Here is a 20,649-nt window from a genome sequence, read left to right on the forward strand (position 1 = left end):
GACAAGTTCCTCTGACCCCACCCGCCCCCCACCGTCCTCAGGGGAGGATCAACGGGTGGACGTGGTGGTCAAGAGGGTGTTGCTGGTGGTCGGCGTGCTGCTCGTGCCCGCAGGCGTGGTCGCGTTCCTGGTCGGGGCGCCTGTGCTCCTCGGGTGCGCGCTCCTCGTCCTCGGGTGCGCGGCCGGGTTCCTGGTCAAGAGCACGCTGTGGCGCGGGCAGCACGCCGGGTGGGTGCTCGGGCTCTCCGCGGTCGTGGTGCTCGGGGTGTCCGCGTTCTCCGCCGAGTCCGCCTGGCTCACCCTCACCGGGCGGGTCGAGCGGGACTGCTCGGTCGTTGGGCACCGGGTCGGGGACCGGGAGCGGAACCCGGCCGACTTCTACTCGGTGCGGTGCGGGGATCTGGTGACCGAGCACGTGGAGAACGGGCTGCGGGCGCCGCGGGTGGGGGAGGTCGGGGAGCGCGTGCCCGAGTTCGTGGTCGACCCGCGCGGGGTGCTGCGGGGGAAGTTGCCCGAGGAGGTTCGGCCGCTCGCGGTCTGGGAGGTCGGGGGCGCGACCGCGCTGCACGTCGCGGTCGGGGTGTGGTTCGCCACGCGGCGGGTGCTCGACCCCGTCGAGCGGGCCGTGGCGCGGGCTCGGGAGCGGGTGGCGCGGGAGTTCGACTGACCCCGGCGCCACCCTGCGCCACCCGGCGGACGGGCTCAGCGCGCGGACGCGGCGATCAGCGGCAGCAGCGCGGCGATCCGGTGCCTCGGCAGGTCGATCAGTCGCTCCTCCAAGTCCGCCGCCTCGCCTACCGCCTCCGCGATCCGCTCCCGCGCCGCCCGCTTCGTCAGCCCGCCCCTGGTCGCCGTCACCAGCGCCTCCCGCCACACGTTCCCCAGCTTGCCGTGCGCCCGCGACAGCACCTCGCGCACCGCCAGCCCGCCCTCGTCCAACCCGCCCGCCAGCACCTGGTCCGCCACCACGACGCACGTCTTCCCGTCCGGCGTGGAGCGCAGGTAGCGCAGCGAGAACCGCGTCCCCACCAGCTCGGCGAGCCCCTTCTGTCCCTTCTCCGACGCGACGTCCGGGTGGTTGTTCGGCACCAGCGCCGCCATCCTCCCCGGCGAGCACGCCAGCAGCGTCCGCAGCAGCCACGGGCCCGGATCGGCGCTCAGGTCCACCGCCAGCGACGCCGCGCCCTTGCCGACCGGCTCCGCCCAGCCCGGCTGCCTCGGCTTCGGCGGCGGGCTGGACTCCGGGCGCGGGGCCAGGTCCACCAGCGCCTCCAGGGCCTTGCCGCTCGGGCCCTCGGACTCCAGGGACTGCGGGCCGTGCGTGTAGATGCCCGGCTTGGTCACCGACACCGAGCGCTTCGACGTCGGCCTGCACACGTACAGGTCCGCCGCGCTGCCGATCGCCTGCGCCCCGTCGAACCGGTGGAACGCGGGCAGCACCGCCTCGAACAGCAGCCCCAGCCGCAGCAGCTCCTGCTGCACCTTCAACCCCAGCGCGGGCGTGCGGTCGCTGGAGCCGTGCGCCAGCAGCAGCCTCCCGTCCCGTCCCAGGCACTCCACGCCGCGCGCCGCGAACAGGCCCATGCCCTCCGGCGTGTACGGCGGATCGCTGAAGACCAGGTCCGCGCTCTCCAGCACCGACGGCGGGAGTCCGAAGCGGAAATCCGCGTGCAGCGTCGTGACGTCCCAGCCCCGCTCGGCCGCGATCCGGTCCACGTGCGCCAGCAGCCGGTCGTCCACGTCCACCACGACCACCCGCACGCTCGGGTCGACCGCGCACACCGCCAGCGACGTCAGGTCGTGGTCCCCCAGGCACAGCAGCACCCGGCCGGACAGGTCGTAGGTCGTGGTCAGCCACAGCGCCCGCTTCAGCGCCGTCTCCGGCGTGGCCTGCACGTGGTCCAGCGCGGCCACCGGCGGCGGCACGGACGCGACGTCGGCGCGGACCACCGCCAGCAGGTCCGGGTTCTCCGCGACCAGCGCGTCCGCCGCGTCCGGCAGCTCCTCGGCCGCGTACCGGGCGTACGCGCCCGCCCGCGCCGGCGTGATCCGGTGCCGGTCGCCGCTGGTCTCCAGGTCGTCCTGCGCCGCCGCCAGCAGCTCCTGCACGGTGCGGCGCGGCACGGCGGGCAGCCGGACCAGCTCCGCGAGGCTGTGCCAGTCCCGGCACAGCAGGGTCAGCACGCGGCGCAACCCGCGCGCGTGCACCCCCCGGCTCGCCAGGAGGTCGCGGACGCGGTCGCTCGGCTCATCTGCTGCCACAAGCAGAGCAGCCTAAACGGTGCCGGGGACCGGTCCCGCCACGCACGGCGTCCCGCCCGCTGCGAGCGACTTCCCGTTATCCGGGATGACCTGCCGCTGTCACCCCGACGGGCTAGGGTCGTCCGACAGCCGCAACCCAGGGGGAGGGAACCCGGTGTGATCGAGTTCAGGGGAGCGACCAAGCGGTTCGACGACGGGACGACCGCGGTCGACGGCCTGGACCTGGTGGCCGAGCCCGGTGCGGTGACCGTGTTCGTCGGGCCGTCCGGCTGCGGCAAGACCACCTCGCTGCGCATGGTGAACCGCATGGTGGAGGCCACGTCCGGCACCGTCCTGGTGGACGGCCGGGACGTGCGCGAGGTCGACCCGCCGGAGCTGCGGCGCGGCATCGGCTACGTCATCCAGCAGGCGGGCCTGTTCCCGCACCGCACGGTCCTCGACAACGTCGCGACCGTGCCGCTGCTGTCCGGCTGGGGCAAGCGCAAGGCGCGCACCCGCGCGGCCGAGCTGCTGGAGCTGGTCGGGTTGCCGCAGGAGCTCGGCGCGCGCTACCCGGCGCAGCTGTCCGGCGGCCAGCAGCAGCGCGTCGGCGTGGCCCGCGCGCTCGCCGCCGACCCGCCGGTGCTGCTGATGGACGAGCCGTTCAGCGCCGTCGACCCGGTGGTGCGCGAGGGCCTCCAGGACGAGCTGCTGCGGCTCCAGGGCGAGCTGGGCAAGACGATCGTGTTCGTCACGCACGACATCGACGAGGCGGTGCGGCTCGGCGACAAGGTCGCGGTGTTCCGCGAGGGCGGCGTGCTCGCCCAGTACGCGCCGCCCGCCGAGCTGCTCTCCCGGCCCGCCGACGACTTCGTCGCCGGGTTCGTCGGCCGCGACCGGGGCTACCGGGGGCTGTCCTTCGCGGACTCGGGCGGGCTCGCGCTCGGGCAGGTCGGCACGGTCGGACCGGACGACGCGCCCGGCGGCGGCGACGCCTGGCGGCTGCTGCTCGACGCCGACCGCAGGCCGCAGGGCTGGTACCCGCCGGGTGACGGGGGCGCAGCCGTGCCGGGCGGGAGCCTGCACGAGCTGGGCACCCCGCTGCGCGGCGCGCTCGACGCCGCCCTGTCCTCACCGGCCGGGCTGGGCGTGGCCGTGGACGCGGACGGCCGCTACGCCGGGGTCGTCACCGCCCGCGAGGTCCTGGACGCCATCGAGGCGCGGCGGGAGCGACCGGGGGCCGCCCGTGGATGACGTCCTGAGCTACCTCTCCGACGCGGGCACCCGGTCCGCCGTGCTCGACATGCTCGGCGAGCACGTCTACCTGTCGCTGTTCCCGCTGCTGGTCGCCGTCGTCCTGGCGATCGCGCTCGGCCTGCTGTGCCACCGGTTCCGCGCCGCGCGCGCCACCGTGATCGCCCTGTCGAACGTGCTCTACACCATCCCGTCGCTGGCCCTGTTCGCGATCATCCCGGCCCTCATCGGCACGAAGGTCCTGGACAGCGTCAACGTCGTCGCCGCCCTCACCCTGTACACGACGGCGCTGCTGGTGCGCCCGGTCGCCGACGCGCTCGACGCGGTGCCCGCCCACGTCACCGCCGCCGCCACCGCGATGGGCTTCCGGCCGGTGCGCCGGTTCTTCGCGGTGGAGCTGCCGCTGGCGGTGCCGGTGCTCGCGGCGGGCGTGCGGGTCGGGTCGGTCAGCAACATCAGCCTGGTCAGCGTCGGCGCGCTCATCGGCACCGGCGGGCTCGGCGTGCTGTTCACCGACGGGTTCCGGCAGCGCTACCTCGCGCCGATCGTCGTCGGCGTCGTGCTCACCCTGGTGCTGGCGCTGGTGGTGGACCTGCTGCTGGTCGCGCTGCGCAAGGTCCTGACGCCGTGGGCGGAGGTCGTGAAGTGATCTTCGCTGACGCGCTGGAGTGGCTGCTCTCGCCCGCGAACTGGTCCGGGTCCACCTCGATCCCGACGCGGGTCGGCGTGCACCTGCTGTACTGCCTCGTCGCCGTGCTCGGCGCGAGCGCCATCGCGGTGCCGCTGGGCCTGTGGATCGGGCACACCGGGCGCGGTGGGACGGTGCTGGTCGCGGGCGGCAACGCGCTGCGGGCGCTGCCCACGCTCGGCCTGGTCACCCTGCTGTACCTGCTGCTCGGCGGCGGGCAGGTGGGGGTCGTGGTCGCGCTGATCGTGCTGGCGATCCCGCCGCTGCTCGCAGGCGCCTACGCCGGGGTGCAGGACGTGGACCGGGGCGTCGTGGACGCCGCGCGCGGCATGGGCATGACCGGCTCGCAGGTGCTGTGGCGGGTCGAGCTGCCGAACGCGCTGCCGCTGCTGCTCGGCGGGGTGCGCAACGCGACCCTGCAGGTCGTGGCGACCGCTTCGGTGGCCGCGTACGTGGGTATCGAGACGTTGGGCCGTCCGCTGCTGGACGGCCTGCGGGTGCTGGACTACGGGCAGTTCGTCGGCGGCGCGGTGCTCATCGCGCTGCTGGCGGTCGCGCTCGACCTGCTGCTGGCGGGGGTGGGCAGGCTCGTCGTGCCCAAGGGCCTCACCCTCGGCACGCGGCGTCGCAAGGGGAAGCTGTCGGCGACCGCCGCCGCGCAGCGCGAAGCGAGGGGAAGCACGGCATGAAGCGCACGTTGACGGCGGTGGCGGCGGTGGTCGCGCTGGCGACCGCCGGTTGCGGCTCGGCAGAGGACCTCGGCGGGAGCGGCGACCAGGCCGCGTCCGGCGAGATCGTGGTCGGCTCGGCCGACTTCACCGAGAACAAGATCCTGGCCGAGATCTACGCGGGCGCGCTCAAGACCACCGGCGCGAAGGTGTCGGTGCGCTCCGGCATCGGCGCGCGCGAGCTGGTCGTGCAGGCGCTGCAGGACAAGTCGCTCGCGGTGGTGCCCGAGTACACCGGCAACCTGCTGGTGCACTTCGACAAGGCCAGCACCGCCTCCGAGGCCGAGGAGGTCTACTCGGCGCTCAAGTCCAAGCTCCCCGAGGGCCTGGAGGTGCTGGAGAAGTCGGCGGCCGAGGACAAGGACGTCCTGGTGGTCACCAAGGAGACCGCCGACTCGGGCGTGAAGTCCATCGCCGACCTCGGCGAGGGCAAGTACGTGCTCGGCGCGGCGGGCGAGTGGGCCCAGCGCTGGGAGGCCAAGATCAAGGAGCTGTACGGGGTCACCTTCAAGGAGATCAAGACCACCGACGCGGGCGGCCCGGTCACCGTGGACACGCTCAAGGACGGCGGGTCGCAGGTCGCGAACCTGTACACCACGCAGGCCGACATCGCGGTGAACGGGTTCGTGCAGCTGGAGGACCCGAAGAGCATGTACCCGGCGCAGAACATCCTGCCGCTGCTGCGGACCGGCGCCGTGGACGACAAGGGCAAGGCCGTGCTGGACAAGGTCTCCGCCGGGCTGACCACGGAGAACGTGGCCGAGCTGGTGAAGAAGGTCGACGTGGACAAGGAGACCGTGGCCAACGTGGCCGCGGAGTTCCTGAAGACCCTGTCCCTGTAAGGGGATTCGCGGTTCCGAAGAGCGGCGCTCCCACCTCCGGGGGCGCCGCTCCGCTACGCCCGGCTCCCGCCGATCCGCTCGGTGAGCGAGTCGGCGGCCTGCATGGCCTCCGCCGCCAGCTCCGGCCAGGACTGGCCGCACGGCTCCTCGCACAGGTGCCGGAACGTCACCGTGATCGCCGCGATCGGCCGCTCCCCGTGGTCGTACACCGGGGCCGCCACCGACGCGAAGCCCGCCGTCACGAACCCGTCCTCCACCGCCCAGCCGCGCCGCCGCTCCTCGGCGAGCAGCCTGCGCAGCGCGGGCAGGTTGCGCGGCCCCCGGCCGGTGCGGTCCACGAACGCCCGCGCGCTCGGGAACAGCGCCCGCACCTGCGCGTCCGGCAACCGCGCCAGCATCGCCCTCCCCGACGCGGTCAGGTGCGCGGGCAACCGCACCCCGACGTCCGACACGATCGTCTGCGGCTGCCTCGGCTGCTCCCGCACCAGGTACAGGGCCTCCGCGCCGTGCAGCACGCCCAGGTGCGCGGGCAGCGCCACCTGGTCCACCAGCCTGCGCAGCAGCGGGCGCGCCAGCCGTTCGAGCGGGTCGTGCCGCAGGTACGCCGAACCCAGCTCGAACGCGGCCACGCCCAGCCCGTAGCGGCGCTCCTCCGGGAAGTGCGTGGCGAACCCGGCGTCGGCCAGCTCGGCCAGCAGGTGGTAGGTCGTGGATCTCGGCAGGTCCAGCTCGCGCGCCACCGCCGCCGCCGACAGCGGGCCCGGCCTGCTCGCCAGCAGGCGCAGCACCGCGAGGCCCCGCCGCAGCGCGGGCACGTCGCTGCTCCCACCCATGAGCCCATCTCACCAGGAACCCGCGCTCAACAAAACACGCCCGCCGCGCATTGGAGGTCCGTGACAACGAGCTTCGAGGCGTTCGCCGCCGAGCACGTCACCCCGCTGCTGCGCTACGCGACCGCCCTCACCGGCGACCCGCACCTGGCGCAGGACGTGGTGCAGGAGAGCCTCCTGCGCGCGCAGCAGCGGTGGGACCGCATCGGCGGCCTGACCGCGCCCGGCGCGTACCTCAAGCGCATGGTGACCAACGAGTTCCTGTCGTGGCGGCGCCGGTTGCGGCGGTTCGCCCCGCTGGCCGACGACATCACCACACCCGACCCCACGACCGCCTACGACAACCGCGACGCGGTGCTGCGCGCCGTCGCCGTGCTGCCGCGCAAGCAGCGGGCCGCGCTGGTGCTGCGCTACTTAGAGGGCCTGGACGACCCCGCCATCGCGGACGTCCTCGGCTGCTCGCCGGGCACCGTCCGCACCCACGTGTCCCGCGCACTGGCCACCCTGCGCGTCGACGCCCGAGTGAAGGGGGCGCTGTGAACGAGCAGATCACGGAGGACCAGCTGCGCGACGCGTTCGGCCACCTCGCGGACCAGGCTCCGCCCGCCGCGCCCGTGCTGTCCGCGCTGGAGGCGCGCAAGGCGCCGCGCGCGCGCAGGTTCGCGATCGCGGTGGCGGGGCTCGCCTCGGTGGCGGCGCTCGGCGCGGCGCTGCTGGTGGTGCTCCCGACCACGTCGCCGGACGGGCCCGCCGCGAACCCGCCTTCCCAGTCCACCCAGACCACCCAGCCCTCCCCGAGCTCCACGCCGTCGCCCCCTCCCGTCGCGACCCTGCCCATGCCGTTCACGCTGATGACCCCACCTGCGGGGATGCGGGAGGTCAGGCGGAGCTACGGGCCCGGCTGGGCCACCTTCCTGTGGCAGACCGACGACCACAGGTGGGTGCGCTTCGCGTACCACCCCAAGGGGGTCAGCAGGTCGCCCTACGCGGACGAGGAGCTGCCCACCAACTACCACTCGGCCATGGGCAGGCCGCTCGACGAGCGGACCGAGGGCGAGGTCAGCACCGACCTGCCGAACCCGGCCAAGGTGCTGCCGCCGATCCAGGACGCCGTGGCGCCCACGCCCGAGGGGCGGCAGGGTCTGCCGATCGCCCACCCCGACGCGACGATCGGGAACGTCGTCCTGGAGCGCCCCGCACCGGACCTGATCATCGGCGAGGTGGTGCTGAAGATCGGTGGCGACGACTACCGGGTGGAGTTCGAGCGCCGCCCGACGCCGCTCGGCGGGGAGGGGATGAACCCCGAGTTGTGGCAGCCGACGCCGGTCAGGGGCCGCACCGGCTACTTCATGAACGGTGAGGCGCTGGTGTTCGACGAGGACGGCTGGAGCTACACGGTCAGGGGTCCCCGGTTCGGCGACGAGCTGGTCACCGTGGCGAACGGGCTCCAGCTCGCGGGCGGCACCGACCTCGGCTGGCGGGACGGGAAGTGAGCCCGCGGTGGTGGACCGGGCGTCCACCACCGCGCCGCTCGCCTTCGGCCGTCCGCACCAGCGCGGAGTCGGGCGCGAGGTGTCTGGCATCCCAGACACCTCCGCCCGATCTCCGCTCGTGCCGGGGGCCGCCGCAGGTTGTGATGTGCCCATGCAGCACGTCGAACTCGGGCCGAAGGCCCTCACCCGCGACGAGGTCGCCGCCGTCGCCCGTGGTTCCGCCGCCGTGCGGCTCACCGGTGAGGCGCGCGAGGCCGTCGCCGCCGCGCGGGCCCACATCGAGCGCCTGGCCTCGGCCGAGCGGCCCACCTACGGGGTGTCCACCGGGTTCGGCGCGCTCGCCGTCCGGCACATCCCGCCGGACCGCCGCGCCGCGCTCCAGCAGGCCCTGGTGCGCTCGCACGCGGCGGGCGCGGGCCCCGAGGTGGAGCGCGAGGTGGTCAGGGCGCTGGTGCTGCTGCGCCTGCGCACCCTGGCCTCCGGCCACACCGGCGTGCGCCCGGAGACCGTGGAGGCCATGGCCGCGATGCTGAACGCGGGCATCACCCCGGTGGTGCACGAGTTCGGCTCGCTCGGCTGCTCCGGCGACCTCGCCCCGCTCTCCGCCGCCGCCCTCGCCCTCACCGGTGAGGGCATGGTGCGCGACGCGGCGGGCGACCTCGTCCCGGCCGCCGACGCGCTCGCCGCCGCGGGCATCACGCCGCTGCGCCTGGCCGAGAAGGAGGGCCTGGCGCTGATCAACGGCACCGACGGGATGCTCGGGATGCTGGTGCTGGCCATCCACGACCTGCGTCACCTGCTCGACGTCGCCGACCTCACCGCCGCGATGAGCGTGGAGGCGCTGCTCGGCACCGACCGGGTGTTCGCCGCCGACCTGCACGCCCTGCGCCCGCACCCCGGCCAGGGCCGCAGCGCCCAGCGCATGGCCGACATCCTGGCGGGCTCGGAGATCGTGGCCAGCCACCGGGGCCCGGACTGCAACCGGGTCCAGGACGCCTACTCGCTGCGCTGCTCCCCGCAGGTGCACGGCGCCGCCCGCGACACCGTCGCGCACGCCGAGACCGTCGCCGACCGCGAGCTGGCCTCCGCCGTGGACAACCCGGTGGTGCTCGCGGACGGCCGGGTCGAGTCCAACGGCAACTTCCACGGCGCGCCGATCGCCTACGTGCTGGACTTCCTGGCCATCCCGGTCGCCGACGTCGCCTCCATCGCCGAGCGCCGCACCGACCGGATGCTCGACGTGAACCGCTCGCACGGCCTGCCGCCGTTCCTGGCCGACGACCCCGGCGTCGACTCCGGGCACATGATCGCCCAGTACACGCAGGCCGCGATCGTGTCCGAGCTCAAGCGGCTGGCCGTGCCCGCCTCGGTGGACTCGATCCCCAGCTCCGCCATGCAGGAGGACCACGTGTCCATGGGCTGGTCGGCCGCGCGCAAGCTGCGCAAGGCCGTGGACGGCCTGCGGACCGTGCTCGCCATCGAGTACCTGACCGCCGCGCGGGCGCTCGACCTGCGCGCCCCGCTCAAGCCCGCCCCCGCCACGGCCGCCGCCGTCGCGAGGCTGCGCGAGGTCGTGCCCGGTCCCGGCCCGGACCGGCACCTCGCGCCCGAGATCGCCGCAGCCGAGAACATCATCAGGAACGGAGCGCCCCAGTCGTGGTGACCGCAGCCAGAGGGACCGACCTGACCGCGCGCAGCTGGCCGACCGAGGCCGCGCTGCGCATGTTCCACAACAACCTCGACCCGGACGTGGCCGAGCGCCCCGAGGACCTGGTGGTCTACGGCGGCACCGGCAAGGCCGCCCGCGACTGGCCGAGCTTCCACGCCATCAGCCGCGAGCTGGAGCAGCTGGCCGACGACGAGACGCTGCTGGTGCAGTCCGGCCGACCGGTGGGCGTGCTGCGCACCCACGAGTGGGCGCCGCGCGTGCTCATCGCCAACTCGAACCTGGTGCCCGACTGGGCCGACTGGCCCGAGTTCCGCCGCCTGGAGGCGGCCGGGCTGACCATGTACGGGCAGATGACCGCCGGTTCGTGGATCTACATCGGCACCCAGGGCATCCTGCAGGGCACCTACGAGACGTTCGCCGCCGTCGCGGCCAAGCGGTTCGGCGGCACCCTGCGCGGCACGCTCACCGTCACGGCGGGCCTCGGCGGCATGGGCGGCGCGCAGCCGCTCGCGGTCACCATGAACGAGGGCGTCGCGCTGTGCGTGGAGGTCGACCCGGCGCGGGCGCGCAGGCGCGTGGAGACCCGCTACCTGGACGAGGTCGCCGACGACCTGGACGACGCCGTCGCCCGCGCGCTCGCCGCGAAGGCCGAGGGGCGCGCGCTGTCCGTGGGGGTGGTCGGCAACGCCGCCGAGGTGCTGCCGGAGCTGCTGCGCCGGGGCGTCGCGGTGGACGTGGTCACCGACCAGACCTCCGCGCACGACCCGCTGATGTACCTGCCGGTCGGGGTCGGCGTGGACGAGTGGCACGAGTACGCCGCCGCCAAGCCGGAGGAGTTCACCGACCGGGCCCGCGCGTCGATGGCCGCGCACGTGGAGGCCATGCTCGGGTTCCAGGCGGCGGGCGCCGAGGTGTTCGACTACGGCAACTCGATCCGGGGCGAGGCGAAGCTCGGCGGCTGCGAGCGGGCGTTCGACTTCCCCGGCTTCGTGCCCGCCTACATCCGGCCGCTGTTCTGCGAGGGCAAGGGCCCGTTCCGCTGGGCCGCGCTGTCCGGCGACCCGGCCGACATCGCCAAGACCGACGCCGCGATCCTGGAGCTGTTCCCGGAGAACGAGCAGCTCGCCCGGTGGATCAAGCTCGCCGGTGAGCGGGTGGAGTTCCAGGGGCTCCCCGCCCGGATCTGCTGGCTCGGCTACGGCGAGCGGCACCGCGCCGGGCTGAGGTTCAACGAGATGGTGGCGTCCGGCGAGCTGTCCGCGCCGATCGTCATCGGCCGCGACCACCTGGACTGCGGGTCGGTGGCCTCGCCGTACCGGGAGACCGAGGCGATGGCCGACGGCTCCGACGCGATCGCCGACTGGCCGCTGCTGAACGCGCTGGTCAACACCGCCTCCGGGGCCACCTGGGTGTCGATCCACCACGGCGGCGGCGTCGGGATCGGGCGGTCGATCCACGCCGGGCAGGTCACCGTCGCGGACGGCACCGAGCTGGCCGCCGCGAAGATCGAGCGGGTGCTCACCAACGACCCCGGCATGGGCGTGCTGCGGCACGTGGACGCCGGGTACGACCGGGCGTCCGAGGTCGCGCGCGAGCGCGGGGTGCGGGTGCCGATGGCCGGGGGCGCGGAGTGACCTCGCTGGCCGACCTCGCCGACGTCGGCCGGGACGCCCGGCGCGGCGGGTACTCGCGGCACGGGTTCGACCGGGTCGAGCTGGAGCTGCGCGAGTGGTTCACCGCCGAGGCGACCGCGCGCGGGCTGGACGTGCGCGCGGACCGCAACGGGAACCTGTGGGCGTGGTGGGGGCGGCCCGGTCCCGGCGCGGTGGTCACCGGCAGCCACCTGGACTCGGTGCCCGGCGGCGGGGCGTTCGACGGGCCGCTCGGCGTGGTGTCCGCGCTCCAGGCCGTCGACCTGCTGCGGTCGCGGGGCTTCCGGCCCGCGCGACCGCTGGCGGTGGCGGTGTTCGTGGAGGAGGAGGGCGGCCGGTTCGGCGTCGCGTGCCTGGGCACCCGGCTGATGACCGGCGCGATCAGCCCCGAGCGGGCCGCCGCGCTCGTCGACGCGGACGGGGTCAGCTTCGGCGACGCCGCCCGCGCGGCCGGGTTCGAGCCCTCGGCGATGGGGCGGGACGACGCGGCGCTCGCGTCCATCGGGGCGTTCGTGGAGCTGCACGTCGAGCAGGGGCGCGGGCTGACCGTGCCGGTCGGGGTCGCCAGCTCGATCCTGGCGCACGGGCGGTGGCGGTTCACCTTCACCGGCGAGGGCAACCACGCCGGGGCGACCCTGGTGGAGGACCGGCGCGACCCGGTGCTGCCCGCGTCGGCGACCGTGCTGGCCGCCCGTGCGGCGGCGCGCGGGGGAGCGCGGGCGACGGTGGGGCGGATCGTGCCGAACCCCGGTGGCACCAACGTGATCGCGTCCTCGGTGGACCTGTGGCTGGACGCGCGGGCCTCGGACGACGTGACCACGCGGGCCGTGGTCGCCGAGATCGTGGAGGCGGCCGAGCGGGCGGCGGCGGACGAGGGGTGCGCGGTGCGGGTCACCGAGGAGTCCTACGGGGACACCGTGCACTTCGACGCCGGGCTGCGCGACGACCTGTCGGCGGTGCTCGGCGGGGTCCCCGCGCTGCCGACCGGCGCCGGGCACGACGCGGGGGTCCTGGCCGGGCACGTGCCGACGGCGATGCTGTTCGTCCGCAACCCGACCGGGGTGAGCCACGCGCCGGAGGAGTTCGCGGAGGACGCGGACTGCGCGGCCGGGGTGGTGGCGCTGGCGGCGGCGCTGGAGCACCTGGCCGGGTGAGGTCGTGGGGCCTCGGTCCGCCGGAGGGGCGCGGACCGGGGTTCCCCGGCTGTGGATCTTGGCTGGCCGCGTCGTCGCGGCCATGCTGGGGGCGGGCTCCGCGGTGGTGCGGGCCGGGCGAAAGCCGAACCGGGTGAGCGGCAGGAGGCCGATGTGCGGTGGTTGGTGATCTCGCGGTGAAGAGCTTCTGGTGCGAGCGGGCCGTCCTGCCCGGCGGGGTCGCGGCGCGGGTGCTGCTGCGGGTGTCCGACGGGATCATCCGGGAGGTCCGCGAGGTCGACACCATCCCGCTGGGGTCCCAGCGGTTGCACGGGGTGGTGCTGCCGGGGTTCGCCAACGCGCACTCGCACGCGTTCCACCGGGGGCTGCGCGGGCGCACGCACGGCGGTGGCGGCACGTTCTGGACCTGGCGCGAGCGGATGTACGAGCTGGCCGGTGAGCTGACGCCGCGCTCCTACCGGCGGCTCGCCACGGCCGTGTACGCCGAGATGGTGGTCGCCGGGTACACCGCCGTGGCCGAGTTCCACTACCTGCACGCGGGCGGCAACGAGATGGCCGAGGCGCTGCGGGCGGCGGCTCGGGCGGCGGGCATCCGGTTGACCCTGCTGGACACCGCCTACCTGGCCGGGGGGATCGGGAAGCCGGTCGCCGGGGTGCAGGAGCGGTTCAGCGACGGCAGCGCGGCGGCGTGGGCGCGGCGGTCCGGCGAGCTGGCGCCCGACGACAACACGGTCGTCGGGACGGCGATCCACTCGGTGCGCGCGGTGCCGCGCGAGGAGCTGGCCGCCGTCGCGGGCGCGTTCCCGGACCGGCCGCTGCACGTGCACCTGTCGGAGCAGCCCGACGAGAACCGGGAGTGCCTGGAGGCGTACGGCCTCACCCCGACCGCGCTGCTGGCCGAGGCGGGCGCGCTGGGCGAGCGCACCACCGCCGTGCACGCCACCCACCTGACCGATGAGGACATCGCGCTGCTCGGCGGCAGCGGGACCGGGGTGTGCCTGTGCCCGACCACCGAGGCCGACCTGGCGGACGGCATCGGGCCCGCGCGGGAGCTGGCCGACGCCGGGGTGCGGCTGTCGCTGGGCAGCGACCAGAACGCGGTGGTGGACCCGCTGCTGGAGGCGCGCGGGCTGGAGCACGGGGAGCGGCTGCGGTCCGGGCGGCGGGGGCGGTTCTCGCCCGCCGAGCTGGTGGCGGCGCTGACCGGGCACCACGCGCTCGGCAGGCCGGAGGCGGGGCGGATCGAGGTGGGGGCGCCCGCCGACCTGGTGGCGCTGCGGGCGGACTCGCCGCGCACGGCCGGGGCGGAGCCGGAGCAGCTGGTGCTGGCGGCGACGGCGGCGGACGTGGCGGCGGTCGTGGTCGGCGGGCGGGTCGTGGCGCGCGACGGCGTGCACGAGGAGCTGGGTGACGTGGGCGGGTTGTACCGGGAGGTGCTGCGGCGGTGAGGGCGTTGTCGACGGCGTGCGGGGGGCTGCGGTGAGCGGGACGGCGGTGAGCACGCTGGTCACCGGGATCGGCGAGCTGACCACGAACGACCCCGAGCTGGGGCGGCTGCGCGACGCGGCGCTGGTGCTCGACGGCGACCGGGTGGCCTGGGTCGGTCCCGCGTCCGGGGCGCCGGACGCGGACGAGCGGGTGGACGTGTGCGGCCGGGCGGTGCTGCCGGGGTGGGTGGACAGCCACACGCACCTGGTGTTCGCCGGGGACCGGACCGAGGAGTTCGAGTCCAGGATGGCCGGGCGGCCCTACGCGGCCGGTGGCATCGCGACCACGGTCGCCGCCACGCGGGCCGCGTCGGACGCCGAGCTGGAGGAGGGGCTGCGGCGGCACGTGGCCGAGGCGGTCGCCCAGGGCACGACGTGCCTGGAGACCAAGACCGGGTACGGGCTGACCGTCGAGGAGGAGCTGCGGGCCGCCCGGCTGGCCGCGCGGTGGGTGGACGAGGTGACGTTCCTCGGGGCGCACCTGGTGCCGCCGGGGGCCGACGCGGGCGAGTACCTGGAGCTGGTCGCCGGGGAGATGCTGGACGCGGTGGCGCCGCACGTGCGGTGGGCGGACGTGTTCTGCGAGGAGGGCGCGTTCGACGAGGCCGGGTCGCGGCGCGTCCTGGAGGCCGCCCGGTCGCGCGGCCTCGGCCTGCGGGTGCACGGCAACCAGCTCGGCGAGGGACCGGGGGTGCGCCTGGCGGTCGAGCTGGGGGCGGCGAGCGTGGACCACTGCACGCACCTGTCAGGGGCGGACGTGGAGGCGCTGGCCGGGTCGGGCACGGTGGCGACCCTGCTGCCCGCGTGCGACCTGTCCACCAGGCAGCCGCTGCCGCCCGCGCGGGCGCTGCTGGACGCGGGCGCGGAGGTGGCGCTGGCGAGCAACTGCAACCCCGGCACGTCGTACACCACGTCGATGGCGTTCGCGGTGACGACGGCGGTGCTCCAGATGCGGCTGACCGTGGAGGAGGCGGTGAGCGCCGCGACGGCGGGGGGCGCGCGGGCGCTGCGGCGGACGGACGTGGGGCACCTGGGGGTGGGCGCGCGGGCGGACGCGCACGTGCTGAACGCCCCGTCGATCACCCACCTGGCTTACCGGCCGGGGGTGCCGCTCACGTGGGCGGTGTGGCGGCGGGGGGTTCGGGAGCGGTGAAGGAGTGATTCCTGGATATTCCGTTATCACTCCATAAGGTGAATATTCTTTACTGAAATTGCACCCTTTCTGACCTGCTCGGACCAATTGTTCCGAGGTCGCCGAACGTGCCCGCCGAAGTGCGGTGTACACCCCTGCTATTCCTCTATAGCTTCACGATGTACCGCACCGTGCTGCTCAGGGGGAACGATGGCATTGGACTGGAACCCGGATCCTGCGGCGACCTTCAGCCGCAGGCTCGTCAGGACGCTGGCCCAGCTCGGTGGTGGTGGCGACGCCGTCCCGTGCAACGAGACCCGCGCCTGCCCCGACATGTGGGAGCTCGACAACGGCGACCTCGCCGTCATCGGCCGCGACTGCACCGAGGCGTACGAGGGCCGGCTGCCGGAGGGGGTCGGCGTCGGCGACGGGGAGCGGCTGGTCGTCGTGCCGGGGGCCGTCGCGCGCACGTTCAAGGCGGTGCTGTCGTGAGCGCCTACACCGGGGTCCCGCTCACGCTCGACGAGTACTTCGACGGCTTCGACCGCCACCACGGCGTGGAGGGCGTCGGCGAGCTGTGGAAGATCGAGCGCACCCAGGTCTTCCAGGAGGAGGGCAACGCCAGCTGCGCCGCCTTCCTCGCCGGTGACCGCGCCCGCTCGCTCGCCCTGATCGCCGAGCGCCTGCCCGACCTGGAGCGGCAGCACCGGGTCGCCGCCGTCCACGGCATGGTCGTCGGCCGGGTCAGGGTGGTCGAGGAGCCGCTGGACCCGTACGTGCTGTGGGAGCTGACCTCGCAGGTCCAGCGCGCCGCCCTCGGCGAGCAGATCACGGTGGTCGACGCGGCCGACCTCGCGGAGCTGGAGGCGGACGGACCGCTGCCCGACCTGGTCGGCTTCGACGACGCGGTCGTCTACTTCATCCACTACACCCCGGACGGCGTCCCCACCGGGGCCACCGCCGCCACCGACCACCAGGTGGCCCACTGGCGGCAGGTGTACCGGTCGCTGCACGACGCCGCCGAGCCGGTCGCCGACTACCACGCCCGCCGCGTCGCGCCGGAACTCCCAGAGGCGCCGTGACCGACGAAGCGGGCGACTTCGCGCGCAACGAGTTCGGCGGCTTCGCCGACGACGTCGTGCAGGCGGGCGCGGTCAACGGGGGCGTGCACTTCCACGGTGCGCGCCCCCGCGCCGCCTGGCCGCCGCCCCGCCAGCTCCCGGCTGACGTGCGCGGCTACGTGAACCGCAACGAGGAGCTCCAGCGCCTCAACGGCTTCCTGAACGACCACCTCGGCGCGGGTGGTCCCGGCGTCAGCCTGTGCGTGGTCACCGGCACCGCCGGGGTCGGCAAGACCTCGCTCGCCGTGCACTGGGCGCACCGGGTGTCCGCCGCCTTCCCGGACGGTCAGCTGTACATCAACCTGCGCGGCTACGACCCCGGCCCGCCGGTCACCCCCGCGCACGCGCTCGACCACTTCCTGCGCTCGGCGCGCGACCCCGGCGAGCCGGTGCCCGCCGACCTGGAGGGCAGGGCCGCCGCCTACCGCTCGATGCTGGCGGGCCGCCGCGTGCTCGTGCTGCTGGACAACGCCTCCGACGTCGCCCAGGTCCGCCCGCTGCTGCCGGGCACGGCGGGCTGCCTGGTCGTGATCACCAGCAGGAACCGGCTCGCCGGTCTGGTCGCCCGCGACGGCGCGCACCGGCTGGTGCTGGACGTGCTCAGCGAGTCGCAGGCCGTGGAGCTGCTGCACGGCGTCACCGACAACTACCGCCCGCCCGACGACCCGGCCCAGCTGGTCGAGCTGGCCGGGCTGTGCGCGCGACTGCCGCTGGCCCTGCGCATCGCGGGGGAGCGCGCCGGGCGCCGCCCCCACTTGCCGCTGCGCCAGCTCATCGAGGAACTGCGCGACGAGTCCTCGCTGTGGGACGCCCTCACCTCCGACGCCGACGAGGACGGCGTGCGCACCGTGTTCGCCTGGTCCTACCGGGCGCTCACCCCGGACGCGGGCAGGCTGTTCCGCCGCCTCGGCCTGCACACCGGGGCCGAGTTCGGGGCGGGCGCGGCGGCGGCGCTGGTGGGCGCGGACGTCCGCGCCACCCGCAGGCTGCTGGACGACCTCGTCGGCGCGCACCTGGTCGAGCAGATCGGGCCCGACCGGTACCAGTTCCACGACCTGCTCCGGGCCTACGCCACCGACCAGGCCAGGGTGGACGAGACCCCGGAGAGCGCCAGGGCCGCGCTGCGCGATCTGCTGCTGTGGTACCTGCGCGCCGCCGCGGCGGCCTGCGCCCTGATCTCCTCGCACGCGTCCACCGCCGCGCTGCCGCAGTTCCCCGAGGGACCGGGCGCCGAGCCGCCCGCGTTCGCCGACCAGGGCGACGCGCTGCGCTGGTTGGAGGTCGAGCACGCCAACCTCGTCGTCGCCGTCCGGCACGCCGACCAGGGCGGGATGCCCGACCTGGCCTGGCTGCTGCACGTCGTGCTCCGCCCGTTCCACGCCAGGAGCAACCGGTTCGACGAGTGGCTGGAGACCGGCGACATCGCCCTGCGCGCCGTGCGCGGCCTCGGCGATCGGGCCGGTGAGGCCGAGGTGCTGGAGAGCCTGGGCAAGGCCAACGTCCAGCGCGGGTGGGCCGTCGAGGGGGCCGAGCGGCACCGCGAGTCGCTCGCCATCCGGCGCGAGCTGGGCGACCGGCGGGGCCAGATGGTGTCCGCCAACGCCCTCGGGCTGGCCCTGCTGCGCGAGCACCGGCTGTCCGAGGCGCTGGCCGCGTTCGAGCAGGCCCGCGCCACCGCGATCGAGCTGGACGACGTGCGCTGGATCGGCCTGACCACCACCAACGCCGCCGAGGCCCGCTGCGACCTGGGCGACTTCGAGGCCGGGCGGGACCTGCTGACCCAGGCCGCCGAGGTGTTCCGCGAGCTGGGCGACCGGATCTGGGAGGCCGAGGCCCGGCACGGGCGCAGCCGCGCGCACCGGGAGCTGGGCGACCTGGAGGCCGCGCAGCGGGACGTCCGCGCGGCGCTGGCCGTGGCGCGGGACGACGACCACCCGGTCGCCGAGGCGTTCTGGCTCATCGAGTCCGGGCGGGTGGAGGTGGCCGCCGGGCGGCCGGAGCGGGCGCTGGTGGAGTACCAGCGGTCGGCGGCCATGCACCGCAAGGTCGGCGACCGGGAGCGGGAGGCGGTCGCGCTCGACGCCACCGGGGAGGCGTACGCGCGGCTCGGGCGGGTCGAGGACGCCGAGCGGTTCCACCGGGGCGCGGTGGTGGTGCTGCGGGAGCTGGGGAACCGGTGGCAGCTCGCGGTGGCGCTGGTGAACCTGGCCGCCGTCGTGGACGACCCGGCCGAGGCGCTGGCGGAGGCCGGGGCGCTCGCGGCCGGGTTCCCCGACCCGGAGGCCCGCGCGCTGCGGGAGCGGGCGGCGCGGCTGGCCCGGTGAGCCGGCCGGTGGAACTGGTCCGGTGCGGCGGCCTCCCGTCGAGCCCGGTCCCGCTGTGGCCGACGACGCGGTGCGACGGCCCCCGGAGCGGGTACCGGAACCTTCGGGGGCCGGGGAGCGCTAGCCCGTTCGTGCGACGCGCGCGGGCCGGGGAGCGTCCCCGGACGTGGGTGATCCGTGTGGGAAAGTGAAGTCCCACCGGTTGACGGGAGGACCGCGGTGAAGGACTTCGAGCCGTCCGAGTGGGCGCTCGCTCAGTTCGGCGACCAGGCGAAGGCCGTGATCACCAGCGTGGTGGTCGGGCTGCACCGGGCGCAGCAGGCGGCCTGGCGGGTGCAGGCGGCGGCCACCGCCGAGGGCATCCGCAACAAGCGCGCGTACGGCAGCATGTGGGACTCCCGGTACAACCTGGTCGTCCAGCAGTTCGACCTCGCCCACCTGCCCGGCTACCGGCCGTTCCACCCGCGCGGCGCCCCCTACAAGCTCGCGCTCGTCAACGACCGGGTGCTCATCCCGTTCCGGCACTCGACCTCGCTGGCCAAGTCGATCCACCGGGCCAAGATCCGCGCCGACGTGCCGCTGCGGGTGTCCAGGGGGCTGGGCGTCGAGGCGTCGCCGACGCTGTTCGACCTGCCCGAGCCGGAGGCCGAGCCGTCGCTGCAGGACGCCGCGATCGCCGCGCACCAGGCCAACCTGACCGTGGTCTACGTCGGGTTCGTGGCCAACGCGGACGCCGACCGGGTGCTGGAGGCCTGGTGGGGCGAGGCGATCGCGCTGGAGGACAACGGGCGGATCATGTGGTCGCCGGAGAAGCTGCCGGTGGACGCGGTCGAGCCGGGGGACTACGAGCAGGACGAGGCGCCCGGCGCGCTCCCCGGCACGGGCGGTCCGGACCCCGCCGCCGACGGGGGCAAGCCGCCGGTGCTCCGGCTGGTCAGGGGCGCCGGTCCGGCAGGTGCCTGAGCTCGTCCCGACCCGCCTGACCCAGGCCCGCCACCTCGCGGGCCTGACCAGGCGCGGCCTCGCCGACCGGGTCGGGGTCACGCCGACGGCGGTCGGCCAGTACGAGCAGGGCGCCCACCGCCCGCGCCCCGAGCTGCTCGCCGCGCTGGCCGCCGCGCTCGACGTGCCGCCCCGGTTCCTGACTGGCGCCCGCCCGCACACCCGCCTGGACCCGGCGTCCGCGCACTTCCGCAGCCTCCGCGCCACCCGGTCCTACCAGCGCGCGAAGGCCGTGGCGCACACCGAGCAGACCTGGGAGCTCGCATCCGCGCTGGAGCGTCGCGCCCCGCTGCCCGCCGTCGACCTGCCCGCGCTGCCCGGCGACCCGGTCACCTCGGCCAGGGCGCTGCGCGCGGCGTGGCGGCTGGGCACCGGGCCGATCCGGGACCTGGTGCGGCGCATGGAGGAGCGCGGCGTGCTGGTGCAGTGCCCGCCCCGCGACGCGGACCTGGAGACCGTGGACGCGTTCTCCACCGCCGCGCTGCCCCGCCCGGTCGTGGTGCTCACCCCGAACCGCGCCGACGACGTCCACCGCCACCGCTTCAGCGCCGCCCACGAGCTGGGCCACCTGGTGCTGCACGGCGACCGCGCCCCCGGTGGCGCGGCGGGCGAGCGGGAGGCCGACGTGTTCGCCGCCGAGTTCCTCGCGCCCGCCGACCGCATCCGCCCCGAGCTGCCGCGCCGGGGCGACCCGCGCGCGCTCGCCGAGCTGCGCCGCACGTGGGGCGTGTCGGCGACGTGCCTGCTGCGCCGCTGCCACGAGCTGGGCCTGCTGTCCGACTCGGCGGCGGGCCGGGCCCACCTGCGGCTGCGGACGTGCCCGGAGTTCGAGCCGAGCCCGCTGGCCGGGCACCCCGGCGAGCAGCCGTCCGCGCTGCGCCGCGCGTTCGAGGCGGGCTGCGGCCCCGGTGGTCCCGCGCGGGCCGTCGCCGCCCTGGCGGCCGAGCTGGCCTGGCGACCGGCGCGCGTGCGGGAGCTGCTGGCCCTGCCGTGACCCCCGGCGCGGACCAAGATCCACCGGGTGCGATGTTG

At 75.3% G+C, this 20,649-nt stretch carries 19 protein-coding genes; 17 read left to right on the plus strand and 2 right to left on the minus strand.

Annotated elements, in window-relative coordinates; translation table 11 throughout:
• Window positions 1-55: 55 nt before the first annotated feature.
• The gene (locus LV78_RS29870) at window positions 56-667 is read left to right on the plus strand and encodes a hypothetical protein (RefSeq protein WP_253849219.1); all 612 of its coding nucleotides are present in this window, start codon (window positions 56-58) and stop codon (window positions 665-667) included.
• Between the two features lie 35 nt (window positions 668-702).
• Here LV78_RS29870 and LV78_RS29875 read toward each other — a convergent pair whose 3' ends face one another.
• Complete coding sequence (locus tag LV78_RS29875; RefSeq protein WP_253849221.1) at window positions 703-2,262, minus strand: bis-aminopropyl spermidine synthase family protein; 1,560 nt, start codon at window positions 2,260-2,262, stop codon at window positions 703-705.
• A gap of 156 nt (window positions 2,263-2,418) precedes the next feature.
• Here LV78_RS29875 and LV78_RS29880 point away from each other — a divergent pair, with 156 nt between their 5' ends.
• Genes LV78_RS29880 through LV78_RS29895 form a run of 4 tightly spaced genes read left to right on the plus strand, consistent with a single transcriptional unit; the run spans window position 2,419 to window position 5,753 of the window.
• On the plus strand, window positions 2,419-3,495 hold the full coding sequence (locus LV78_RS29880; protein WP_253849223.1) for an ABC transporter ATP-binding protein: 1,077 nt from the start codon (window positions 2,419-2,421) through the stop codon (window positions 3,493-3,495).
• 49 nt (window positions 3,496-3,544) lie between these two features.
• Window positions 3,545-4,144: an ABC transporter permease gene (locus LV78_RS29885; RefSeq protein WP_301307617.1), complete on the plus strand. Its 600-nt coding sequence runs from the start codon at window positions 3,545-3,547 to the stop codon at window positions 4,142-4,144.
• On the plus strand, window positions 4,141-4,872 hold the full coding sequence (locus tag LV78_RS29890; protein ID WP_253849227.1) for an ABC transporter permease: 732 nt from the start codon (window positions 4,141-4,143) through the stop codon (window positions 4,870-4,872). The genes LV78_RS29885 and LV78_RS29890 overlap by 4 nt, the downstream gene beginning before the upstream one ends.
• Window positions 4,869-5,753, plus strand: coding sequence for an ABC transporter substrate-binding protein (locus tag LV78_RS29895; RefSeq protein ID WP_253849228.1), 885 nt, complete (start codon window positions 4,869-4,871; stop codon window positions 5,751-5,753). The genes LV78_RS29890 and LV78_RS29895 overlap by 4 nt, the downstream gene beginning before the upstream one ends.
• Window positions 5,754-5,806: 53 nt before the next feature.
• Here LV78_RS29895 and LV78_RS29900 read toward each other — a convergent pair whose 3' ends face one another.
• On the minus strand, window positions 5,807-6,586 hold the full coding sequence (locus LV78_RS29900) for an IclR family transcriptional regulator (RefSeq protein WP_253849231.1): 780 nt from the start codon (window positions 6,584-6,586) through the stop codon (window positions 5,807-5,809).
• 60 nt (window positions 6,587-6,646) lie between these two features.
• Here LV78_RS29900 and LV78_RS29905 point away from each other — a divergent pair, with 60 nt between their 5' ends.
• From LV78_RS29905 to LV78_RS29960, 12 genes are all read left to right on the plus strand, one after another.
• On the plus strand, window positions 6,647-7,123 hold the full coding sequence (locus tag LV78_RS29905) for a SigE family RNA polymerase sigma factor (RefSeq protein WP_253849233.1): 477 nt from the start codon (window positions 6,647-6,649) through the stop codon (window positions 7,121-7,123).
• Window positions 7,120-8,076 carry a hypothetical protein gene (locus tag LV78_RS29910; protein ID WP_253849235.1) on the plus strand — a complete coding sequence of 319 codons (957 nt, stop codon included), beginning with the start codon at window positions 7,120-7,122 and terminating at the stop codon, window positions 8,074-8,076. The genes LV78_RS29905 and LV78_RS29910 overlap by 4 nt, the downstream gene beginning before the upstream one ends.
• Window positions 8,077-8,227: 151 nt before the next feature.
• The gene (gene hutH, locus LV78_RS29915) at window positions 8,228-9,739 is read left to right on the plus strand and encodes a histidine ammonia-lyase (RefSeq protein WP_253849236.1); all 1,512 of its coding nucleotides are present in this window, start codon (window positions 8,228-8,230) and stop codon (window positions 9,737-9,739) included.
• Entirely contained in the window at window positions 9,733-11,379 is a 1,647-nt protein-coding gene (gene hutU, locus LV78_RS29920; protein ID WP_253849238.1) for a urocanate hydratase, read from the plus strand. The genes hutH and hutU overlap by 7 nt, the downstream gene beginning before the upstream one ends.
• Window positions 11,376-12,551 carry an allantoate amidohydrolase gene (locus tag LV78_RS29925; protein WP_253849241.1) on the plus strand — a complete coding sequence of 392 codons (1,176 nt, stop codon included), beginning with the start codon at window positions 11,376-11,378 and terminating at the stop codon, window positions 12,549-12,551. Before hutU ends, LV78_RS29925 begins: the two co-directional genes overlap by 4 nt.
• 176 nt (window positions 12,552-12,727) lie before the next feature.
• Complete coding sequence (locus tag LV78_RS29930) at window positions 12,728-13,999, plus strand: formimidoylglutamate deiminase (RefSeq protein WP_253849483.1); 1,272 nt, start codon at window positions 12,728-12,730, stop codon at window positions 13,997-13,999.
• Window positions 14,000-14,045: 46 nt separating this feature from the next.
• Window positions 14,046-15,191, plus strand: coding sequence for an imidazolonepropionase (hutI, locus tag LV78_RS29935; protein WP_253849484.1), 1,146 nt, complete (start codon window positions 14,046-14,048; stop codon window positions 15,189-15,191).
• Window positions 15,192-15,380: 189 nt separating this feature from the next.
• Window positions 15,381-15,662, plus strand: coding sequence for a hypothetical protein (locus LV78_RS29940; protein ID WP_253849243.1), 282 nt, complete (start codon window positions 15,381-15,383; stop codon window positions 15,660-15,662).
• Window positions 15,659-16,252 (plus strand): DUF6879 family protein, encoded by a 594-nt coding sequence (locus LV78_RS29945; RefSeq protein ID WP_253849244.1) that lies wholly within the window; start codon window positions 15,659-15,661, stop codon window positions 16,250-16,252. Before LV78_RS29940 ends, LV78_RS29945 begins: the two co-directional genes overlap by 4 nt.
• Window positions 16,249-18,615, plus strand: coding sequence for an ATP-binding protein (locus LV78_RS29950; RefSeq protein WP_253849246.1), 2,367 nt, complete (start codon window positions 16,249-16,251; stop codon window positions 18,613-18,615). Before LV78_RS29945 ends, LV78_RS29950 begins: the two co-directional genes overlap by 4 nt.
• Window positions 18,616-18,834: 219 nt before the next feature.
• Entirely contained in the window at window positions 18,835-19,578 is a 744-nt protein-coding gene (locus LV78_RS29955) for a hypothetical protein (protein ID WP_253849248.1), read from the plus strand.
• The gene (locus LV78_RS29960) at window positions 19,571-20,611 is read left to right on the plus strand and encodes an ImmA/IrrE family metallo-endopeptidase (RefSeq protein WP_253849250.1); all 1,041 of its coding nucleotides are present in this window, start codon (window positions 19,571-19,573) and stop codon (window positions 20,609-20,611) included. Before LV78_RS29955 ends, LV78_RS29960 begins: the two co-directional genes overlap by 8 nt.
• Window positions 20,612-20,649: the final 38 nt, after the last annotated feature.

The sequence above is a fragment of the Actinosynnema pretiosum genome, assembly GCF_024171695.1.
Lineage (GTDB): Bacteria > Actinomycetota > Actinomycetes > Mycobacteriales > Pseudonocardiaceae > Actinosynnema > Actinosynnema pretiosum.